At 40.6% G+C, this 19,518-nt stretch carries 11 protein-coding genes; all 11 read left to right on the top strand.

The genetic code is table 11. The features are described from left to right. The first annotated feature begins 13 nt into the window (after nt 1–13). The 11 genes from VS868_RS11070 to VS868_RS11120 all read left to right on the top strand — a co-directional run bounded on the left by VS868_RS11070 (nt 14) and on the right by VS868_RS11120 (nt 19,407). Nucleotides 14–1,339, top strand: coding sequence for an acetylxylan esterase (locus tag VS868_RS11070; protein ID WP_345597465.1), 1,326 nt, complete (start codon nt 14–16; stop codon nt 1,337–1,339). A gap of 5 nt (nt 1,340–1,344) precedes the next feature. Next, a complete protein-coding gene (locus VS868_RS11075) occupies nt 1,345–2,907 on the top strand; it encodes a glycoside hydrolase 43 family protein (RefSeq protein ID WP_345597467.1) in 1,563 nt (520 codons plus the stop codon). 91 nt (nt 2,908–2,998) lie between these two features. Further along, on the top strand, nt 2,999–4,267 hold the full coding sequence (locus tag VS868_RS11080) for a family 43 glycosylhydrolase (RefSeq protein ID WP_345597469.1): 1,269 nt from the start codon (nt 2,999–3,001) through the stop codon (nt 4,265–4,267). A gap of 84 nt (nt 4,268–4,351) precedes the next feature. After that, complete coding sequence (locus VS868_RS11085) at nt 4,352–6,775, top strand: glycoside hydrolase family 95 protein (RefSeq protein WP_345597471.1); 2,424 nt, start codon at nt 4,352–4,354, stop codon at nt 6,773–6,775. Nucleotides 6,776–6,786: 11 nt separating this feature from the next. Further along, nucleotides 6,787–9,483 (top strand): alpha/beta hydrolase-fold protein, encoded by a 2,697-nt coding sequence (locus VS868_RS11090; RefSeq protein ID WP_345597473.1) that lies wholly within the window; start codon nt 6,787–6,789, stop codon nt 9,481–9,483. A gap of 36 nt (nt 9,484–9,519) precedes the next feature. Next, nucleotides 9,520–10,686: an alpha/beta hydrolase-fold protein gene (locus VS868_RS11095; protein WP_345597475.1), complete on the top strand. Its 1,167-nt coding sequence runs from the start codon at nt 9,520–9,522 to the stop codon at nt 10,684–10,686. A 71-nt stretch (nt 10,687–10,757) separates the two neighbouring features. Further along, the gene (locus VS868_RS11100; protein WP_345597477.1) at nt 10,758–11,717 is read left to right on the top strand and encodes a glycoside hydrolase family 43 protein; all 960 of its coding nucleotides are present in this window, start codon (nt 10,758–10,760) and stop codon (nt 11,715–11,717) included. A gap of 83 nt (nt 11,718–11,800) precedes the next feature. After that, nucleotides 11,801–13,765 carry a glycoside hydrolase family 97 catalytic domain-containing protein gene (locus tag VS868_RS11105; protein ID WP_345597479.1) on the top strand — a complete coding sequence of 655 codons (1,965 nt, stop codon included), beginning with the start codon at nt 11,801–11,803 and terminating at the stop codon, nt 13,763–13,765. A 45-nt stretch (nt 13,766–13,810) separates the two neighbouring features. Further along, nucleotides 13,811–15,172 (top strand): glycoside hydrolase family 43 protein, encoded by a 1,362-nt coding sequence (locus tag VS868_RS11110; protein ID WP_345597481.1) that lies wholly within the window; start codon nt 13,811–13,813, stop codon nt 15,170–15,172. 44 nt (nt 15,173–15,216) lie between these two features. Further along, a complete protein-coding gene (locus VS868_RS11115) occupies nt 15,217–16,923 on the top strand; it encodes a glycoside hydrolase family 43 protein (protein WP_345597483.1) in 1,707 nt (568 codons plus the stop codon). Between the two features lie 120 nt (nt 16,924–17,043). Beyond that, entirely contained in the window at nt 17,044–19,407 is a 2,364-nt protein-coding gene (locus VS868_RS11120; protein WP_345597486.1) for a TIM-barrel domain-containing protein, read from the top strand. The last annotated feature ends 111 nt before the right edge of the window (nt 19,408–19,518 follow it).

The following is a 19,518-nucleotide window of genomic DNA, read 5'->3' on the forward strand; positions in this document are numbered from 1 at the left end:
TAAAATATTTAAAATGAAACAATTATTTGTCATTATCGTTTTTTTTGGCTGCGTTAATCAATCGATGGCGCAGTTTTCTCAGGAGGAGCGGGACAGTATTTATCGTTTAAGTGCGCAGGACCATCAGCTGATGCTGAAGGAATTAGGAATAGCATCCTTGCGACCCGGACCTTCGGGAAATCCGAATGATCCTAATGCCGCAAATTGCGATGAATCTAAAGTTGTAGATTATAGCTTGCCCGAACTTTTGGTTCTTAAAGATGGATCTAAAGTCACTTCAGTTTCTGAATGGGAAAAACGGAGACAGGAGATCAAAGAAGATTTTAATGCGGAAGTCTATGGAAGATTCCCTAAAAATATCCCAGCTGTAAACTGGAAAGTTGTTTCCAGAAAAGATTCAGTTATTGGTGAATACCCGGTGCAGGTTGAGAAACTTCTGGGAGTGGTAGATAACTCTGCTTACCCAGAGATCGAGGTTGAAATTGAAATGACCCTGACCCTTCCTAAAAATACAGATAAAAAAGTGCCGGTAATCTTGAAATTCGACTGGAATTTTCCCGCTGGGTTTTTCCCTGAGCCTGATCAGGAAACACCCTGGCATGAACAATTACTGGCTCAGAATTGGGGTTACGCCAGCCTGATCCCGACAAGTTATCAAGCCGACAACGGCGCCGGACTTAGACAAGGAATCATTGGGTTAGTGAATAAAGGCGAACCGAGAAAATTAGATGATTGGGGCGCTTTGAAAGCCTGGGCCTGGGGTGCCGGCCGTGCGCTTGATTATTTCGAAAATCATTCAAAAGTTGATTCAAAAAAGGTGGCTATAGAAGGACTTTCCCGCTACGGGAAAGCTGCAATGGTCACTATGGCCTACGATGATAGATTTGCTGTTGGATTTATAGGTTCTGCCGGTGCAGGTGGTACTAAAATATTGAGAAGGAATTTCGGAGAACAGGTAGAGAATTTGGTCTCCACTTCACAATACCACTGGTTTGCTCCCAGTTTTATAAAATACGGCGGTCCTTTAGAAACAAAAGACCTTCCGGTAGATGCACATCATTTAATTGCGCTTGCAGCGCCACGACCTGTTTTTATCAGTAGTGGAGATCCTAAAGTTGAAGGTAATTGGATAGACGCCAAAGGGATGTTTTTAGCCGGAGTCCACGCGAGTCCTGCTTATGAAATCTATGATGAAAAAGCACTGTCAAAAACTGAATTTCCTCAAGTTGGGGAGTTTTTATCTGAAGGTAAACTCGTTTTTAGAATACACGAGGGCGGTCATACCGTAGTGCCTAACTGGCCATATTTTATAGAATTTGCCAAACCCTATTTCAAATAAAGAATATGAAAAAGAGAAATCTACTCATTATAATTTTAAGCCTGTTTATAGGAAATTCAATTTTTGCACAACAGCAGGCTCAAAATCCTATCATCCACGCCGATGTTCCCGATGCTTCCATAATTAGGGTCGATGACACCTATTATATGAGCAGCACCACGATGCATATGAATCCCGGGGTGCCGATTATGAAGTCCACCGATTTAGTAAATTGGAAAATAGTGAATTACGCTTACGATAATTTGGGTGATACTGATGCCCTGAATATGGAAAATGGTGAAAATGCATACGGAAGAGGCTCCTGGGCAAGTAGCCTTCGTTACCATAATGATACTTTTTACGTTTCTACTTTTTCGAGCACCACAGGGAAAACTTATATTTTCAAAACAAAAGATATTGAAAATGGCACTTTTGAAGAGATTTCTTTTACCCCATCTCTTCACGACAATACTTTATTTTTTGATGACGACGGAAAGACTTACCTCATTTGGGGTGGCGGAAAACTAAATATAGTAGAGCTTAAGGAGGATTTGTCCGGAGTAAAAGAAGGTACAGAGCGGGTTCTAATTGAAAACGCCACAGAACCAATCGGTTCAAATTATATTCTACCTGCGGAAGGATCTCAAATATTTAAGGCTAATGGAAAGTATTATCTCTTCAACATCGCCTGGCCAAGGGACGGGATGAGAACCGTGATCATTCACCGCGCCGATAAAATTACCGGACCTTACGAAGGAAAAATAGCTTTTCAGGATAAAGGCGTGGCACAGGGTGGTTTAATTGACACTCCTGAAGGGGATTGGTTTGCATATTTATTTCGGGATTATGGAGCAGTAGGGCGTATTCCTTACCTGGTTCCTGTAAAATGGGAAAATGGCTGGCCTGTTTTGGGTGAAGAAGGCAAAGTGCCTGAAACCCTGAATCTACCCGCAAATGAAGGATGGATCCCGGGAATTGTAGATTCAGATGATTTTGACAGAAAACCTGGAGACAGAGATTTGCCTCTGGTTTGGCAATGGAATCACAATCCGCAAGATAATTACTGGTCTGTAAAAGACCGTGAAGGTTATTTAAGATTAACTACAGACAGGGTAGATACTTCATTTTTAAATACCCGAAACACCCTAACCCAAAGAACCATTGGTCCAGAGAGTACGGGCATAACTAAAGTGGATCTTTCCGGAATGAAGGAGGGAGATTATGCAGGGCTTGGTCTACTTCAGAAGAATTTCGGATTTGTAGGGGCTAAAATGAAGAATAACAAGAAGCACATTATTATGGTCAATGGAGCTTCCGAAGAGCCTGTAGAGGTTGAAAGCATTCCGTTAGATCAGGAGGAGCTTTACCTTAAGGCCGTTGGGGATTTTCAAGACAGGATAGATACAGCAGAATTTTACTACAGTCTTGATGGTGAAAACTGGAAAGCTATTGGCAACGAGCTTAAAATGTCTTACACGCTTCCGCATTTTATGGGCTACAGGTTTGCGTTGTTCAACTACGCCACAAAAGAAGCAGGTGGTCACGTAGATTTCGATTACTTTAAAATTGAAGCTGAAAAAAATAATTAAGATGAAACATTCAAAAATGCCGAAAACTATAGCTCTTAGTCTGATTATATTTTTCTTGTCAGTAAATGCTTTTGCACAAAATCCGCTGATTATGGATCAGTTTACTGCCGATCCTACGGCAAGAGTATTTAATGAGAAGCTATACGTATTTCCTTCCCACGATATTGTGCCACCAAAAGGGGAAGGCCGTGCCGAATGGTTCAATATGGCCGATTACCACGTGTTTTCTTCGGAAGATCTTACCAATTGGACAGACCACGGAAAAATTCTGGATCAAAAAGATGTTCCCTGGGCAGATCCTAAGGCTTACAGTATGTGGGCGCCTGATGCGGTATCAAAAAATGGGAAATTTTACTTCTATTTTCCCACCAGACTTAAAGAAGCAGGAGATGGGGAAAAAGGTTTTTCCATAGGAGTGGCGATTGCCGACAAACCTGAAGGGCCTTATAAGCCACAGCTAAACCATATTCAGGGAGTAGAAGGCATAGATCCCAATGTTTTTATTGATAAAGACGGGCAGGCTTATTTGTATTGGTCCCGCGGAAAAATTTATGGCGCAAAACTGAAGGATAATATGCTGGAGCTGGATTCAGAAATAAAGACCTTCGAGGAGATACCTCAAAAAGGGCATATTGAAGGACCTTTTGTTTTTGAAAGAAATGGCATTTATTATATGACTTATCCGCACGTTGCCAATAATACCGAAAGGCTTGAATATGGAACTTCCGATAATCCGATGGGGCTTTTTACTCATCAGGGTGTCATTATGGATGAATCGGCTTCGGGTACCTGGACTAATCATCATTCCATTGTGAACTATAATGATCAATGGTACTTATTTTATCACGACAATGATCTTTCACCCGATTTCGATAAAAACCGTTCCATTCGTGCCGATAGTTTGTTCTTTGAAGAGAATGGAAACATCAAAAAAGTGATTCCAACCAAACGCGGAGTGGGAATTATCTCCAGTACTTCAAAAATTCAGATCGACCGCTATAGTGCGAAAAGCAACTATGGCGCTGCATCAGTGTTCTTAGACCGGCTAGATCCTTTCCAGGGCTGGAAAGTGGTATTAAATAAACCTGATGCCTGGGTGAAATATAACCGGGTTGATTTTGGTGCTGAAGGTCCCAAAAATGTCAAAATAAGGGCAAGATCTTTAACGGGCGCCACTATTGCGCTGAAACTGGCCGGTGAGAACGCACAGGAGATTGCTGAAGTTACCATCCAAAAAGGTGGAAATTGGGAGGTTTTTTCGGCTCCTGTAAAATCTGAAGCAACCGCTGTTCAGGATTTGATAGTGCAACTTAAAAGTGGTGCTGGGGTAGAGGTAGACTGGGTTCAATTTGAAAAATAGAAAGGGATGAGAATTGGTAAGTTTAAAATTTCAAAAAGTAGCTTTTCCGGGTTCGGGTTTTCCGTAATTCTGGGAATACTGTTTTTGATCTCACCTTTTCAATCCTGGAGTCAGGATTCCCAATTAAAACTCTGGTATGATAAGCCTGCTGAAAAATGGGTAGAGGCACTTCCCGTAGGAAATGGGCGATTGGGGGCAATGGTTTATGGAGATCCGCAGGAAGAGGTTATTCAGTTAAATGAAAATACCGTCTGGGCTGGTGGACCTAACCGAAACGATAATCCTGAAGCCAAAAAATATTTACCCGAAGTTCAGAAACTTCTGTTTGAAGGAAAAAGCGCAGAAGCCCAGGAGCTCGTTAATCAGCATTTCATAAGTAAAACTTCCCACGGAATGCCTTATCAAACCGCAGGGAACCTGAAATTATCTTTTCCGAATCACCAAAATTACACTGAATATTACCGGGAACTGGATTTGGAAACTGCGGTTACCACAACTCGCTATAGAGTTGGAGGTGTAGGTTATGAAAATAAAGTTTTTGCTTCCCATCCCGATCAGGTGATCGTGGTACAAATTACGGCAGATAAACCCGGAACCTTAAATTTTTCAGCTACGATAGATCGCCCCGGAGGTGCTGAAGTTTCAACTGAAAATGGGACATTAAAACTACACGGTAAAACCAGCGATTTTGAAGGAATAGAAGGCAAAGTTGAATTCCTGGCGATCACTAAAATTCAGACTGAAGGCGGAAAAATTACTTCAGAAGATGAAGCTCTTAAAATTCAGGATGCCAACAGTGCTACACTATATATTTCCATCGCTTCTAATTTCAAAAACTATAAAGATCTCAGTATTGATGAGGAAGCAAAAGCAGAAGAATATCTTTCAGCAATAGAAAAAAAGAAATCAGCAGGGATCTACAAAACGCACCTGGAAGATTATCAAACCTATTTCAATCGGGTGTCACTGGATTTAGGTGAAACGAAAGCTGCGAAGCTACCCACCAATGAAAGGATCATAAATTTCAAAACTGGAAATGATCCAGCCCTTGTTTCCCTGTACTTCCAATTTGGGCGCTATCTTTTAATTACCTCTTCCCGGCCGGGAACGCAACCTGCCAATTTGCAAGGGATTTGGAATGATCAGTTAACTCCTGCCTGGGATAGCAAGTACACCGTAAATATTAATACTGAAATGAATTACTGGCCGGCCGAAATCACCAATCTGCCGGAATTCCACGAGCCATTGATCCAAATGGTGAAGGAGCTTTCAGAAGTCGGAAGGAAGACTGCCAAAGATATGTACGGCGCAGATGGCTGGGTGATGCATCATAATACAGATATTTGGCGAATGACCGGAGCGATAGACGGTTCCTATTGGGGAATGTGGCCTATGGGCGGAGTCTGGCTGTCCCAGCATTTATTTGATAAATACGATTTTTCAGGAGATAAGGAGTTTTTAAAATCGGTTTATTCCATCGTAAAAGAAGCTTCTAAATTCTACCTGGATTTTATGATCAGGGAGCCGGAAAATAACTGGCTGGTAGTATCACCTTCCATTTCCCCGGAACACGCACCAACCGCACATCCCGAATCTTCATTGACTTATGGAGCCACAATGGATAATCAGCTGATCTTCGACCTTTTTTCAAGAACAGCAAAAGCCGCTGAAATCCTGGGAGATGATAAAGATTTTATAGCCGAATTAAATGAAAAACTTCAGCAATTACCTCCAATGCAAATTGGAAGTTGGGGACAATTACAGGAATGGATAAAAGATTGGGATGATCCTAACAGCGATCACAGGCACGTTTCTCATTTATACGGACTTTATCCGTCCAACCAAATTTCACCTTACCGCAATCCGGAATTATTTGAAGCTGCAAAAACTTCATTAGTTGCCCGGGGAGATGAGTCTACCGGTTGGTCTATGGGCTGGAAGGTGAATCTTTGGGCGAGATTACTTGACGGGGATCACGCACTCAAATTGATAAAAGACCAGCTAACCCCTTCAATGCAGGAAGGTCATAGCGAAAAGGGCGGTACTTATCCCAACCTTTTTGATGCACATCCTCCTTTTCAAATTGACGGGAATTTTGGTTGCACAGCCGGGATTGCCGAAATGCTTTTACAAAGTCACGATGGCGCCATTCATATTTTGCCTGCATTACCTGCAGACTGGAGTAAAGGAAAAGTTTCAGGTTTAAGAGCTCGTGGAGGTTTTGAAGTAGATCTTGAATGGGAGAATAATAAGCCAAAAACTATGGTCGTACAATCCACCCTGGGTGGTAATTGCAGGATTCGCTCTTATCATCCATTGTCTGGCAAAGGATTAAAAGATGTGACTGGTAATAATTCCAATCCTTACTATCAGGTTTCAGAAATAAAGGATCCCATTACTGCTCAAAATCTTGATGTGCAGAAGCCGACGCTTAAGAAAATATATGAATATGATCTTACAACCTCGAAAGGGGGAAAATATATAATTAAAATTGATGCTGATAAATAACCTTTTTAAAGATGAAAATTAAAATTCTTCTCTGTATTGGATCCTTTCTCGCAATGTTGCAGACTTCTGCCCAGGATTCTGATTTTCATATTTATCTGGCCTTTGGTCAGTCAAATATGGAGGGACACGCGAGATTCGAACCTCAGGACACTGTTGCTCTGAGCGATAGGTTTAAGGTGCTGCAGGCGGTAGATTGCCCCGAATTAGGACGAAAAAAAGGGGAGTGGTACACAGCTAAACCACCTCTTACCAGATGTAACACAGGCTTAACCCCAACCGATTACTTCGGAAGGGAAATGATCGAAAATTTACCGGATGACATTAAAGTCGGAGTGGTAAATGTTTCTGTAGGAGGCACTAAAATAGAACTTTTTGACAAGGATAATTATGAATCGTATGTTGAATCTGCACCTGACTGGCTAAAAAATACCGTGAGGCAATATGACGGTAATCCTTATGGCCGGGTGGTAGAAATGGCCAAAATAGCACAACAGGACGGGGTAATAAAAGGCATTTTACTGCATCAGGGGGAATCAAATACAGGAGACACGTTATGGCCTCAAAAGGTAAAGAAGGTTTATGATAATCTTATGCAGGATCTAAACCTTGATCCTGCAAAGGTGCCCCTGCTTGCCGGAGAAATGGTGAGTAAGGAAGAAGGGGGTGTATGTGCCAGCATGAATGAGATCATTGCGAAGTTACCCGAAGTTATTCCTAATAGTTATGTAGTTTCTTCAGAAGGTTGTAACGGGATGGATGATCATCTTCACTTCACACCGGAAGGTTACCGGAAACTTGGAAGACGGTATGGCAAGAAAATGTTGGAAGCCCAGGGGTTTAAAGGTTTGGAAAAAGAAGCTCCTGCTGGTTTTGACCAAAGAAGAGAAAACATCTCACGCGGAAAGATCGATACTATTACCTACAAATCAAAAACAGTAGGGACTAACCGAAAGGCTCTGGTCTACACTCCGCCAAAATTTTCCAAAAATAAAAAATATCCGGTTCTGTATCTTTTACATGGGATTGGTGGAGATGAGAAGGAATGGCTTAGAGGTGGCAATCCACAGGTGATCCTGGACAATTTATATGCCGATGGTAAGGCAGAACCAATGATCGTGGTAATGCCAAACGGAAGGGCGATGAAAGACGATCGCGCCGTGGGGAATATTTTTGACAGTACAAAAGTCGCTGCGTTCGCAAATTTTGAAAAAGACCTGCTGAATGATCTTATTCCCTTTATAGAAAAGAATTATCCGGTGATCAAAAACAGGCAAAAAAGGGCAATTGCCGGACTTTCTATGGGTGGAGGTCAAACTTTGAATTTTGGTCTTGGCAACCTGGATACATTTTCCTGGGTAGGGGCGTTTTCCGCAGCGCCAAATACTAAGAGTCCGGAAGAATTAGTTCCGCAGCCCCAAAAAGCTATGGAAAAACTTAATCTTTTATGGATTTCCTGTGGGGACGATGACAACCTGTTGCCTTTCAGTCAGCGAACGCATGAGTATTTGGTCAAACAGGATGTGCCGCATATTTATTATTTAGAACCAGGAGGCCATGATTTTAAAGTCTGGAAGAACGGGCTATATATGTTTTCCAAACTCCTGTTTAAGCCGGTAGATGAATCAAAATTCAATGAATACAGCTTGCTGGGTACCCCTGCCTCAACAAATGTGAGGAATTCAAAATATCCCCAAATTTTACCTGATGGTCGTGCCGTTTTTCGTCTTAAAGCTCCTGAGGCAAGGGATGTAAAACTGGATTTAGGTCGTAAATATGATATGGGGAAGGACAGTGAAGGTGTTTGGGAAGTTACCACCGATTCTTTGAGCGAAGGCTTTCATTATTATTCTCTTATAGTTGATGGTGTATCAGTAGCCGATCCTAATAGTGAGACGTTTTTCGGAATGGGAAGAATGGCCAGCGGAATAGAAGTTCCTTTTAAAGGAGATGGTTATTATAAAATGAAAAATGTCCCGCACGGAGATGTGAGAATGGAACAGTATTTTTCTCCGGTTCTAAATAGCTGGAGGACGTTCTATGTATACACTCCACCTGGATATGACCAAAATACCAATACAAATTACCCGGCACTTTATATTTATCATGGCGGTGGAGAAGATGAAAGAGGTTGGGTTCAACAGGGAAGGACAAATATTATTCTCGACAATCTTATTGCTGAAGACAAAGCAGAACCTATGCTGGTGATCATGCCCGACGGGAATATGCCTGGTTCAGGGTTTAGTGAAAATGGCCTCCGAATGTTTCAAAGGGAATTAAAAGAAGGCTTGATCCCCTTTGTTGAAAATAAATATCGGGTTAAAGGAAATGCAGACAACAGGGCCCTTGCCGGTTTATCCATGGGAGGTCTTCAAACGCTCTATGCAGGAGTACAGAATACAGAGATGTTTTCCTATTTAGGAGTGTTTAGTTCAGGATGGTTTGCGAATGACAATGAGATAGCTAAGGGACAATATGAGTATATGAGTGAGAATTCAGAAAAGATCAATAATGAACTTAGGGTATTCTGGTTATCTATGGGAGGCAAAGAAGATATAGCATTTAAGAACAACAAGCTTATGATGCAGAGATTTGATGATATGGGAATAAACTATATCTACAGTGAATATCCCGGTGGCCATACCTGGCCGGTGTGGAGAAATGACCTGTATAGATTTGCACCTGTGCTGTTTAAAAACCAGGCTAAGTAATAGAGGAGCAATTGTGGAACACAAAATCTTGTAATTATGAGACATCAATTATTGCTGTTTACTTTTATCATTTCCAGTGTCTTTAGTTTTGCACAATCGGAAGAGAAAATTGTGGAGGATTTCGAACCTTCTGTGGTAAACCAACCCGGGAAGGAATTTCCCAAAGTTAATTCAGAAGGACGGGTTAGGGTGAAGATAGAAGCTTCCGAAGCGAATAATGTACAGCTGGATATTGGTGGTGTGAAGTATGACCTTGAAAAAAATGAAGAGGGGATATGGATAGGAGAATCGGCTCCACAGGATGAAGGCTTTCACTGTTACCAGCTAAATATTGATGGTGCTTCGGTGCCAGACCCGGGATCGAAATATTACTATGGTGCGGGTCGATGGGGCAGCGGGATCGAAATCCCTGCAAAGGATAAAGAATTTTATGCATTAAAAGATGTTCCCCATGGGACTGTTTCTAAGAATCTTTATTTCTCTGAAATCACAAGACAGTGGAGACGTAATTTTGTCTACACCCCTCCCGGATATTTTGAAAATTTGGATAAGAGATATCCGGTACTTTATCTTCAGCACGGTAGTTATGAAGATGAAACCGGGTGGTCCTCTCAGGGACATGCCAATTTAATTCTTGATAACCTTATTGCTTCAGGAGATGCAGAACCCATGATCATAGTAATGGATAATGGCTATGCGTACAGACCGGAAGATCTGGAAAAAGCTGGAGAAAACCGTCCCCGTTCATCTTTTGAAGATGTTCTAATAAAGGAAGTCATTCCTCAAATTGACGGGAAATTCAGAACAATTCCCAATCGTGAACACAGAGCTATAGCCGGTCTTTCCATGGGTGCCAGCCAAACCATGAGCATTATAATGAATAATCTCGACCAGTTTGCCTACTACGGAGGGTTTAGTGGAACAGCAAATTTTCCCGGAGATAAAGAAGTGGATGCAGGTACCTTTCTAAATGGTGCTTTTAGTAATACAGAGGAAATGGAGCAAAAACTTCAGGTACTTTTCCTGAGTTTAGGAACTAAAGAAGCTGAAATATTCTTTAAAACAGTAAACGGTTTTCGAGATATGCTTGACAGACAGGATATCGATTATATTTTTTATTCGTCACCTGAAACCGGGCATGAATGGTTGACCTGGAGAAGAAGTTTATATCAATACACTCAGTTGTTATTTAAAAATAATTAGATCATAAATATTTAATAATCAATAGATAGGCAGTAATTGATCAAAAAAGTTTAACGGTAAAAATTTATACTATGAAAATTCAAAAAATATTAACAGGCTTCGGGTTTATTTTGGCAATAGGTTCAGGCTTTTCCCAAAACCCAATTATAAAATCCCCTTTTACGGCAGATCCGGCACCAATTGTACATAATGAGACTTTATACCTGTATACCAGTCATGATACAGCATCTGTAGCTTCAACCAATTATGAAATGAAAGACTGGTTGGTGTTTTCTACTACAGACATGAAGAACTGGACCAATCATGGCCCTAAATTATCTCCTAAAGATTTTTCCTGGGCAACAGGTGATGCCTATGCAGCCGAGGTTGAAGAAAGGGACGGGAAGTTTTACTTCTATGTATCCACCTTCCATAAAAAGGACGGCAGGAGTAACGGTGGTGCAGCAATAGGGGTAGCAGTAGCCGATTCTCCATTAGGACCGTTTAAAGATGCCAAAGGAGAGGCATTGATTTACAATGAAATGACTACCGACAATCCGCATGGGTGGGATGATATAGATCCTTCAGTCTTTGTAGATGATGATGGCCAGGCGTATTTGTACTGGGGTAATGGCAGTCTTAAAACTGTTAAATTAAAAGATAATATGGTCGAACTAGATGGACCTATTCAATATGATAATCCCAAGAATTTCATAGAAGGCCCGTGGGTCTACAAAAGAAAAGGAATTTATTATTTGGTCTATGCGAGCAAGGGAGAAGAGCGGGAAAGAATTGAATATGCAACCTCAGATAGTCCGGTAGGCCCCTGGGAGTATCAGGGATTATTAGCAGATAGCGCTCCGAATAGTTTCACCATTCATCCGGGGATTATTGAGTACAAAGGGAAAGACTATTTCTTTTACCATAACGGAGTGTTGCCAACAGGTGGAAGTTACCGCCGCTCTGTTGCGGTAGACTATATGCATTACAATGAAGACGGTACTATTCAGAAAGTAGAACAAACTGAAGAAGGAGTAGAAGCTATAGAATAGATTTAATTTTCTTCCGAAGAAATGATTTTCATTATCAGCCGTATTGTGTCAATAAAACAAAACTCTAATTTTAAATACCCTGAATGATAGAGAAGAAAATAAATAGAAGGGGAGAAGTCATTAAATTCAATTTTCTGCTTTCTTTGATGCTCCTGGCTTCAAGTGCATTTTCCCAGAAACTTAGCTTAAGCTCCCCAAACGAACAAGTAATTGTGAGGTTGTGGAATGAGGAGCAGGCGGAGTTGGGGGAATGGTATCTTGAAGTTAACTATGAGACAAATGGGGAGGTTAAAACAGTAATTCCTAAAATTGATTTAGGGTTAGTACGTAGTGATCAGGATTTTTCAAAAGATCTGAAATTTTTAAGATCCAGGAGGAAAAAGCAGATTAATGATGATTATGTTACCCTACACGGTAAAAAGTTACATAGAGCCAACTCGGCTAACGAAGTAGTGGTATTTTTTGAGCGGCCCGATAAATCAAAAATGAATTTGATCCTTCGTGCTTATAATGACGGTTTGGTTTTTCGCTATGAATTTCCTGAAAAGCAGCAAGCCTCATTTGTCATAGAAGATGAAATGACCTCTTATACAATTCCGGATAGTTCAAAACGCTGGCTTCAAAAATTCAATCCGGCGAATGAAGGTTATTACCGGGAAATGAAAGATGCAAAGGAGCAGAAAGACTGGGCTTATCCTGCCCTTTTTCAGGCGCCAGACAGCACTTACTTTTATTTAATTCATGAAGCTGACTTAATGAGGAGCTATGCAGGGACGAAACTAACTAATTATGAAGAACCTTCTAAGTACAAGCTCACATTTCCTGACGCCTGGAATGGCAGAGAACAGGGAGAATCCCAACCTACAATAAACCTGCCCTGGAAATCTCCATGGAGACTTATAATAATTGGCGGACTGGATGATATTGTTTCCTCAACGCTTGTAGACGATGTTTCTACACCATCTTTAGTAGAAAATACTGAATGGATAAAACCCGGACTGGTATCCTGGAATTATTGGTCTAATAACCATGGAACAAAAGATTACCAGGTGGTGCGCAAATTCACCGATTTGGCAGTAGAAATGAATTGGCCTTACACGCTACTTGATTGGGAGTGGGATGCTATGGAGAATGGCGGCGACTTAGATGATGCCCTGGAATATATACATTCAAAGGGAGTAAAACCTTTAATATGGTATAATTCGGGTGGTGATCATACCTGGGTAGAAGCCACGCCAAAAGACAGGATGTTGACTCATGAAAACAGGGTGGAGGAGTTTGCCAAACTTAAAAAGATGGGAATTGTTGGGGTAAAGGTTGATTTTTTTGAAAGTGAAAAACAGGATATGATCAACTATTATATGGATATTCTGGAAGATGCAGCAGATTTTGAAATGATGGTTTTATTTCATGGGAGCCTCGTACCACGGGGCTGGGGCAGGACTTATCCTCATCTCATGACCTATGAAGGAGTTCGTGGTGCCGAATGGTACAACAACGTGCCCGATTTCACTTATGAAGCTCCGGTACATAATACTATCCTGCCGTTCACAAGAAATGTTGTTGGTCCTATGGATTACACTCCGGTAACTTTCACTAACTCTCAATATCCTCATATAACTTCTTATGGACACGAATTGGCCCTGGGAGTGCTTTTTGAATCTGCCTTGCAACACATGGCCGACAGACCAGAAGGATATAATTCCCTCCCGACTGAAATCATAACTTTTCTAATGGATTTACCGGTGACCTGGGATGACACCCAATTACTGGATGGATATCCTGGGCAGGGAGTTACAATGGCCCGTAAAAAAGGCGAAACCTGGTACATAGCCGGAATCAATGGAGAAGAAAAGGTAAAGAACCAGGTTTTAAATTTTAATTTTTTACCTGAAAATAAAAAGTACAGGCTAAGCTTATTTGCAGATGGAGATCATGATAAAGAATTTTCTATCAGTCATCAGGTCGTAGATAAAACCAGTTCCATAAAAGTAGAACTCTTGCGCCGTGGTGGGTTTGCAGGATATTTGTCTCCCATAGAAAAATAGGGGGTGATGAATTTAAATTTATTTTAAATAAAACATTTAAGAATTATGATTGCAAATAGAACAGTTTTGAGTCTCATCCTGTTATTGGTTTATTATCATGGAATTTCTCAAAACCCCATTGTTCAGACCAATTATACTGCAGATCCTGCTCCTATGGTCTATAATGGGAAAGTATATTTATATACCTCCCACGATGAAGCCGGGTCTACTTGGTTCACTATGAATGACTGGCGGTTATACACTACAGAAGATATGGTGAATTGGACAGACCATGGGACGATACTGGCCTATGATGATTTTGACTGGGCTAAACAGAATGCCTGGGCACCCCAGGCCATAGAGAGGCATGGTAAATTTTATATGTACGTGCCTATAACTGCCAGGAATGGAAGGAATGGAATCGGTGTGGCGGTAGCCGATAGTCCGTACGGCCCATTCCTGGATCCTTTGGGAAAACCCTTGATCAGCAATAGCAATGCAGATATAGATCCTTCAGTATTTATTGATGATGACGGACAGGCTTATCTTTTCTGGGGAAATCCTGAATGCTATTATGTAAAGCTTAATGAAGATATGATTAGCTATGATGGAGAAATTAAAAAGATTCCTAATACGATCGAAGCATTTGGAAAACGGGAAGGCGAAGAAAATCCTCAACGTCCGACTACTTATGAAGAAGGTCCGTGGTTATACAAAAGGAACAATATCTACTACCTGTTTTTTGCCGCCGGACCTCTACCCGAGCATATTGGCTATTCTACCAGCAACAGTATCACAGGTCCCTATAAATATCAGGGAGTGGTGATGCCACAGGAAGAAGGAGCCTTTACAAATCATCCCGGCGTCATTGACTTTAAAGATAGAACCTATTTCTTTTATCACAATGGAGCCCTCCCCGGAGGAGGTGGCTTTACCCGTTCTGTAGCCGTGGAGGAATTGAAATTCAATGAAGACGGATCGATCCAGCAATTACAAATGACAAAAGGTATAGAGGAACCCCTAAAACCCTTGAACCCTTACATAAAAAATGAAGCAGAGACCATTGCCTGGTCCGAAGGCTTAAAATCAAGAGAGAATGATATTGTTGGGAACTTTATTGTGGCCACTCGCAACAATGCCTTTTCTAACGTTAAAAAAGTAGATTTTAGAGAGCAGGGTGCTTCTCAATTTACAGCCAGGGTGGGAACAACTCACAACGGAAATGTAAGTATGGAGGTAAGACTTGACACAGTAGATGGACCACTCATTGGAAGTCTTGAAGTTCCATTAACCGGAGGTAGTGATAGGTGGGAATTGGTGACTGTAGATGTAGAAGAAGTAAGAGGGATTCATGATGTATATTTTGTATTCAAAGGAAAGGCTCAAAGTGAGATCCTCTATTTTGATTACTGGAAATTTGAAAAATAAATTAAGAATAGATACGTAAGGAAATAACAATAAAAATATTTAAAATGAAAAAAAATCAACCGTTCTTAATCACCATTCTCTTAGCCCTTTTTGTCTTTACCGGCTGTAGTGCGCAGAAAAATGTACCTGTATTTTCCAAAGTGGTTTATGAAGGGAATGATGATGTGTATAATGAGAATCCTTTGGAGGAGGATGAATTCTATAATCCTATTTTACAGGGAATGTATCCAGATCCGGCAATTGCCCGAAAAGGAGATGATTACTATTTAGTTTCCTCATCCTTTGCTGTTTTTCCGGGGGTGCCAATCTTCCATTCAAATGACCTGGTGAACTGGACGCAAATTGGCCACGTTCTGGATAGAAAAACACAGTTAAAAGTATTTGATACAGGTATAAGTGCGGGAATTTATGCTCCGGATATTCGGTATAACCCTCACAATGATACGTTTTATATGATCACCACCCAGTTTGCCGGTGGTTTTGGAAACATTGTGGTTAAAACCAAAGATCCTATGCAAGGTTGGAGCGATCCGTACAAATTGAACTTTCAGGGTATAGATCCGGCGATCTTTTTTGATGACGACGGGAAGGCTTATGTAGTCCATAATGATGCTCCAAACCAGGGAGAAGAACTATACCAGGGGCATCGCGTGATTAAAATTTGGGAATATGATCTGGAAAAAGATCAGGTGATTGAGGGAACTGATAAGATAATTGTAGATGGAGGAGTCAATCTTGCAGATAAACCCATCTGGATTGAAGCTCCTCATATCTATAAAAAAGATGGTCTTTATTATCTAATGTGTGCCGAAGGTGGTACAGGAGGTTGGCATAGTGAGGTGATATTTGTAAGTGATAAGCCAATGGGACCTTATGAGCCTGCACCCTCAAATCCAATCCTAACACAAAGATATCTTTCGCAAAACCGGGATTACAAAGTAGACTGGGCTGGACATGCCGATTTGGTTGAAGGACCCGATGGTGAATACTGGGGGGTATTTTTAGCAATACGCCCAAATGAAAAAGGTAGGGTAAATACCGGAAGAGAAACTTTTATTTTACCGGTAGACTGGTCTGGAAAGTTTCCTGTTTTTATAAATGGTCTTGTTCCCATGGAACCAAAACTTAAAATGCCGGAAGGTGTTGAAAATAAAACCGGAGAAGGTGATTATTTCCCAAATGGAAACTTTACTTATACCGAGGACTTTAGTTCTGATAAATTAGATTACCGTTGGGTTGGATTAAGAGGGCCTCGTGAAGATTTCATTAAGTTTACCAAAAAAGGTCTTCAAATTAACCCTTTTGAAACCAATATAAAGGAAGTTAAACCTACCTCTACACTTTTTCATCGTCAACAGCACAAAGATTTTTCCTTTACTGCTACTATGAGTTACAAGCCAAAGTCTGAAAAAGATTTAGCCGGTATCACAGCTGTTCAAAGTGAAAAATTTAATTATGTATTTGGTGTAACCAGGAAAGACAACAAATTTTATTTAGTGTTGGAGAGGACTGAAAAAGGTTCTTCCAAAATACTGGCCAGTAAGGAAATTGAATATAAAGATGAGGTTCAGCTGAGAGTAGAAGCAGAAGAAGATGACTATCAGTTCAGTTATGCTTTGAAAGGAGAAGATTTTCAGAATTTAGGTGGTACAGTGTCCGGAGATATTCTGTCTACTAATGTTGCGGGAGGTTTTACCGGGGCATTGTTAGGCTTGTATGCAACATCTGCTAATGATGCAATACCTGAGTAATAATAAAAATGTAATAAAATATTGCTTCGCAGTGTTAGCCTTCAATTATTAGAATATTGCGCTACAAGTTTCTCACAGGGCAAGGTTGCTCAGTGCATTTTAAAGTAATTAAATTTAGATATGAAGATCTGTTCTAGTTTTTTTATTGGTCTCCTGGCATGTTGGGGAGTTGTAGCGCAATCATTTCAAGAAACTGAAGGTGGGATATCTGCAACTATTGACTCGATTGAGGTTGAGATACAATTTTTTAAGCCCGACTTGGTTCGGGTAATTAAATACCCTGAGGGATCTTCCTATAAAAAAGAAAGTCTTTCAGTAATTATGGATCCGGAAGATGTAAGCTTCAATACAAGGGAAAAGGGTGATTATGTTTCTTTAAGCTCAAAAGATCTTGAGGTGCTACTAGATCTTAGAAATGGGAATATTACCTTTAAAAGATTAGGGGGGCGGGTGCTCCTGCAGGAGATTAGTGCCTCATTCGTGAAATTCAATGATGCCGGGGAGGATACTTACAGCGTTTCACAATCTTTTAAGTTAGATCCAGAGGAAGCTATATACGGACTTGGAATCCTTCAGAATGGAAAAATGTCACAGAGAAATCAGGAAGTTAAAATGATACAGGGTAACACCTGGGATTTCGTGCCTTTTTTTCAATCGGTTAAAGGATATGGGTTGTTCTGGGATAATTATTCACCTACTACTTTCAGGGATAATATTGAAAGGACCCAATTTGAATCCGAGGTTGGAGATGGGATTGACTACTATTTTATGGACGGAGGAAATTCTGATGGGGTAATCGCAAATATGCGACATCTTACGGGAGAAGTGCCTATGTTTCCATTATGGACATTCGGGTATTGGCAGAGTAAAGAACGATATAAGAGCCAGGAAGAAACAGTTGGGGTAGTCAAAAAATATCGGGAATTAAATGTTCCTTTAGATGGTATTATCCAGGACTGGCAGTATTGGGGAGACAACTATCATTGGAATGCTATGGAATTTTTAAATCCCAATTTTCCTGAGCCACAGAAGATGATTGATCAAATTCATGATCTTAATGCTCATATCATTATTTCCATATGGTCATCTTTTGGTCCTGAGACCCAACCCTATAAAGATTTAAAAGCAGGTAATGATCTTCTTGAATTTCAAACCTGGCCTTTATCAGGAAAAGATACATGGCCACCAGATATGAATTATCCATCTGGCGTAAGGGTGTATGATGCTTACAATCCAGAGGCAAGAGATATTTACTGGAAATATTTAAGGAAGGGTCTTTATTCCCTGGGAATCGATGGATGGTGGATGGATTCAACAGAGCCCGATCATCTTGAATTTAAACCTGAGGATCTGGATATTCAGACTCATTTAGGCTCTTTTAGAAAGGTTCGTAATGCTTATCCCGTGTTAAGTGTGGGAGGAGTTTATAAAAATCAGAGACAAGAAACTTCAGATAAAAGAGTTTTTATTTTGACACGTTCAGCTTTCGCCGGACAACAGCGGTATGGGGCCAACACATGGTCTGGAGATGTTACTGCTTCATGGGATGCCCTGGGGGAACAAATTCCGGCCGGCTTAAACTTTTCACTTACAGGAATACCTTATTGGAATACTGATATTGGAGGTTTCTTCCTTAGTAAATTCAAGGACAAGCTCGAGGATCCTGAATATCGGGAATTATATGCCCGGTGGCTCCAGTTTGCAGCCTTTACTCCAATGATGCGTTCCCATGGTGCAGATGCACCAAGAGAGATCTATCAGTTTGGAAAAAAGGGGGATGACATCTACGATGCATTAGAAAAGTTTATAAACCTGCGTTATAGCCTACTGCCTTACATTTATTCTTCTGCCTGGGATATTACTCATAATAATTCAAGTATGATGCGGGCTTTAGTAATGGATTTTCTTGGTGACAGTAAGGTGCATGATTTAAACGATCAATATATGTTTGGAAAATCCATTCTTTTAGCCCCGGTCACGAGATCCATGTACACAGTAAACAAATCAGAAAATTTTGGAGAAGTGAAGTCAAAGGACATTTACCTTCCTGCTGGTGCCATTTGGTACGACTACTGGGACGAAAGAAAGTTCAATGGAGGAAAACGTATCGAAAAGGAAACACCAATAGATGTTATGCCACTATATGTTCGTGCAGGTTCCATCCTTCCTATAGGACCAAAAGTGCAATATGCTACTCAACATGACTGGAATAATCTGGAAGTTAAAGTATATCCGGGCGCAAATGGTGAATTTATATTATATGAGGATGAAAATGATAATTACAATTATGAAGATGGTGCCTATTCTGAAATAAAGTTTGAATGGAAGGATGAACAAAAACAGTTAATAATTCATCCCCGTAAAGGTGAATTTGAGGGCATGCTGAAGGAGAGAGTTTTTAATATTAAATTGGTGGGAGAAAAACAGGGATCTACCTCAAAAAATATTAAGTATCATGGTGAAAAACTTCAGGTGGATCTTTAAAGCTCAATGTGTTGTGTACAAAAATAAAATGTAGTACACCTGAAGAGAAGCTTATATGAGATATATACTCCAATAAATTTGATTGGAAATTTTGGGATAAAGACATATTAA

This window comes from Salinimicrobium sp. 3283s (assembly GCF_039602225.1).
GTDB lineage: Bacteria > Bacteroidota > Bacteroidia > Flavobacteriales > Flavobacteriaceae > Salinimicrobium > Salinimicrobium profundisediminis.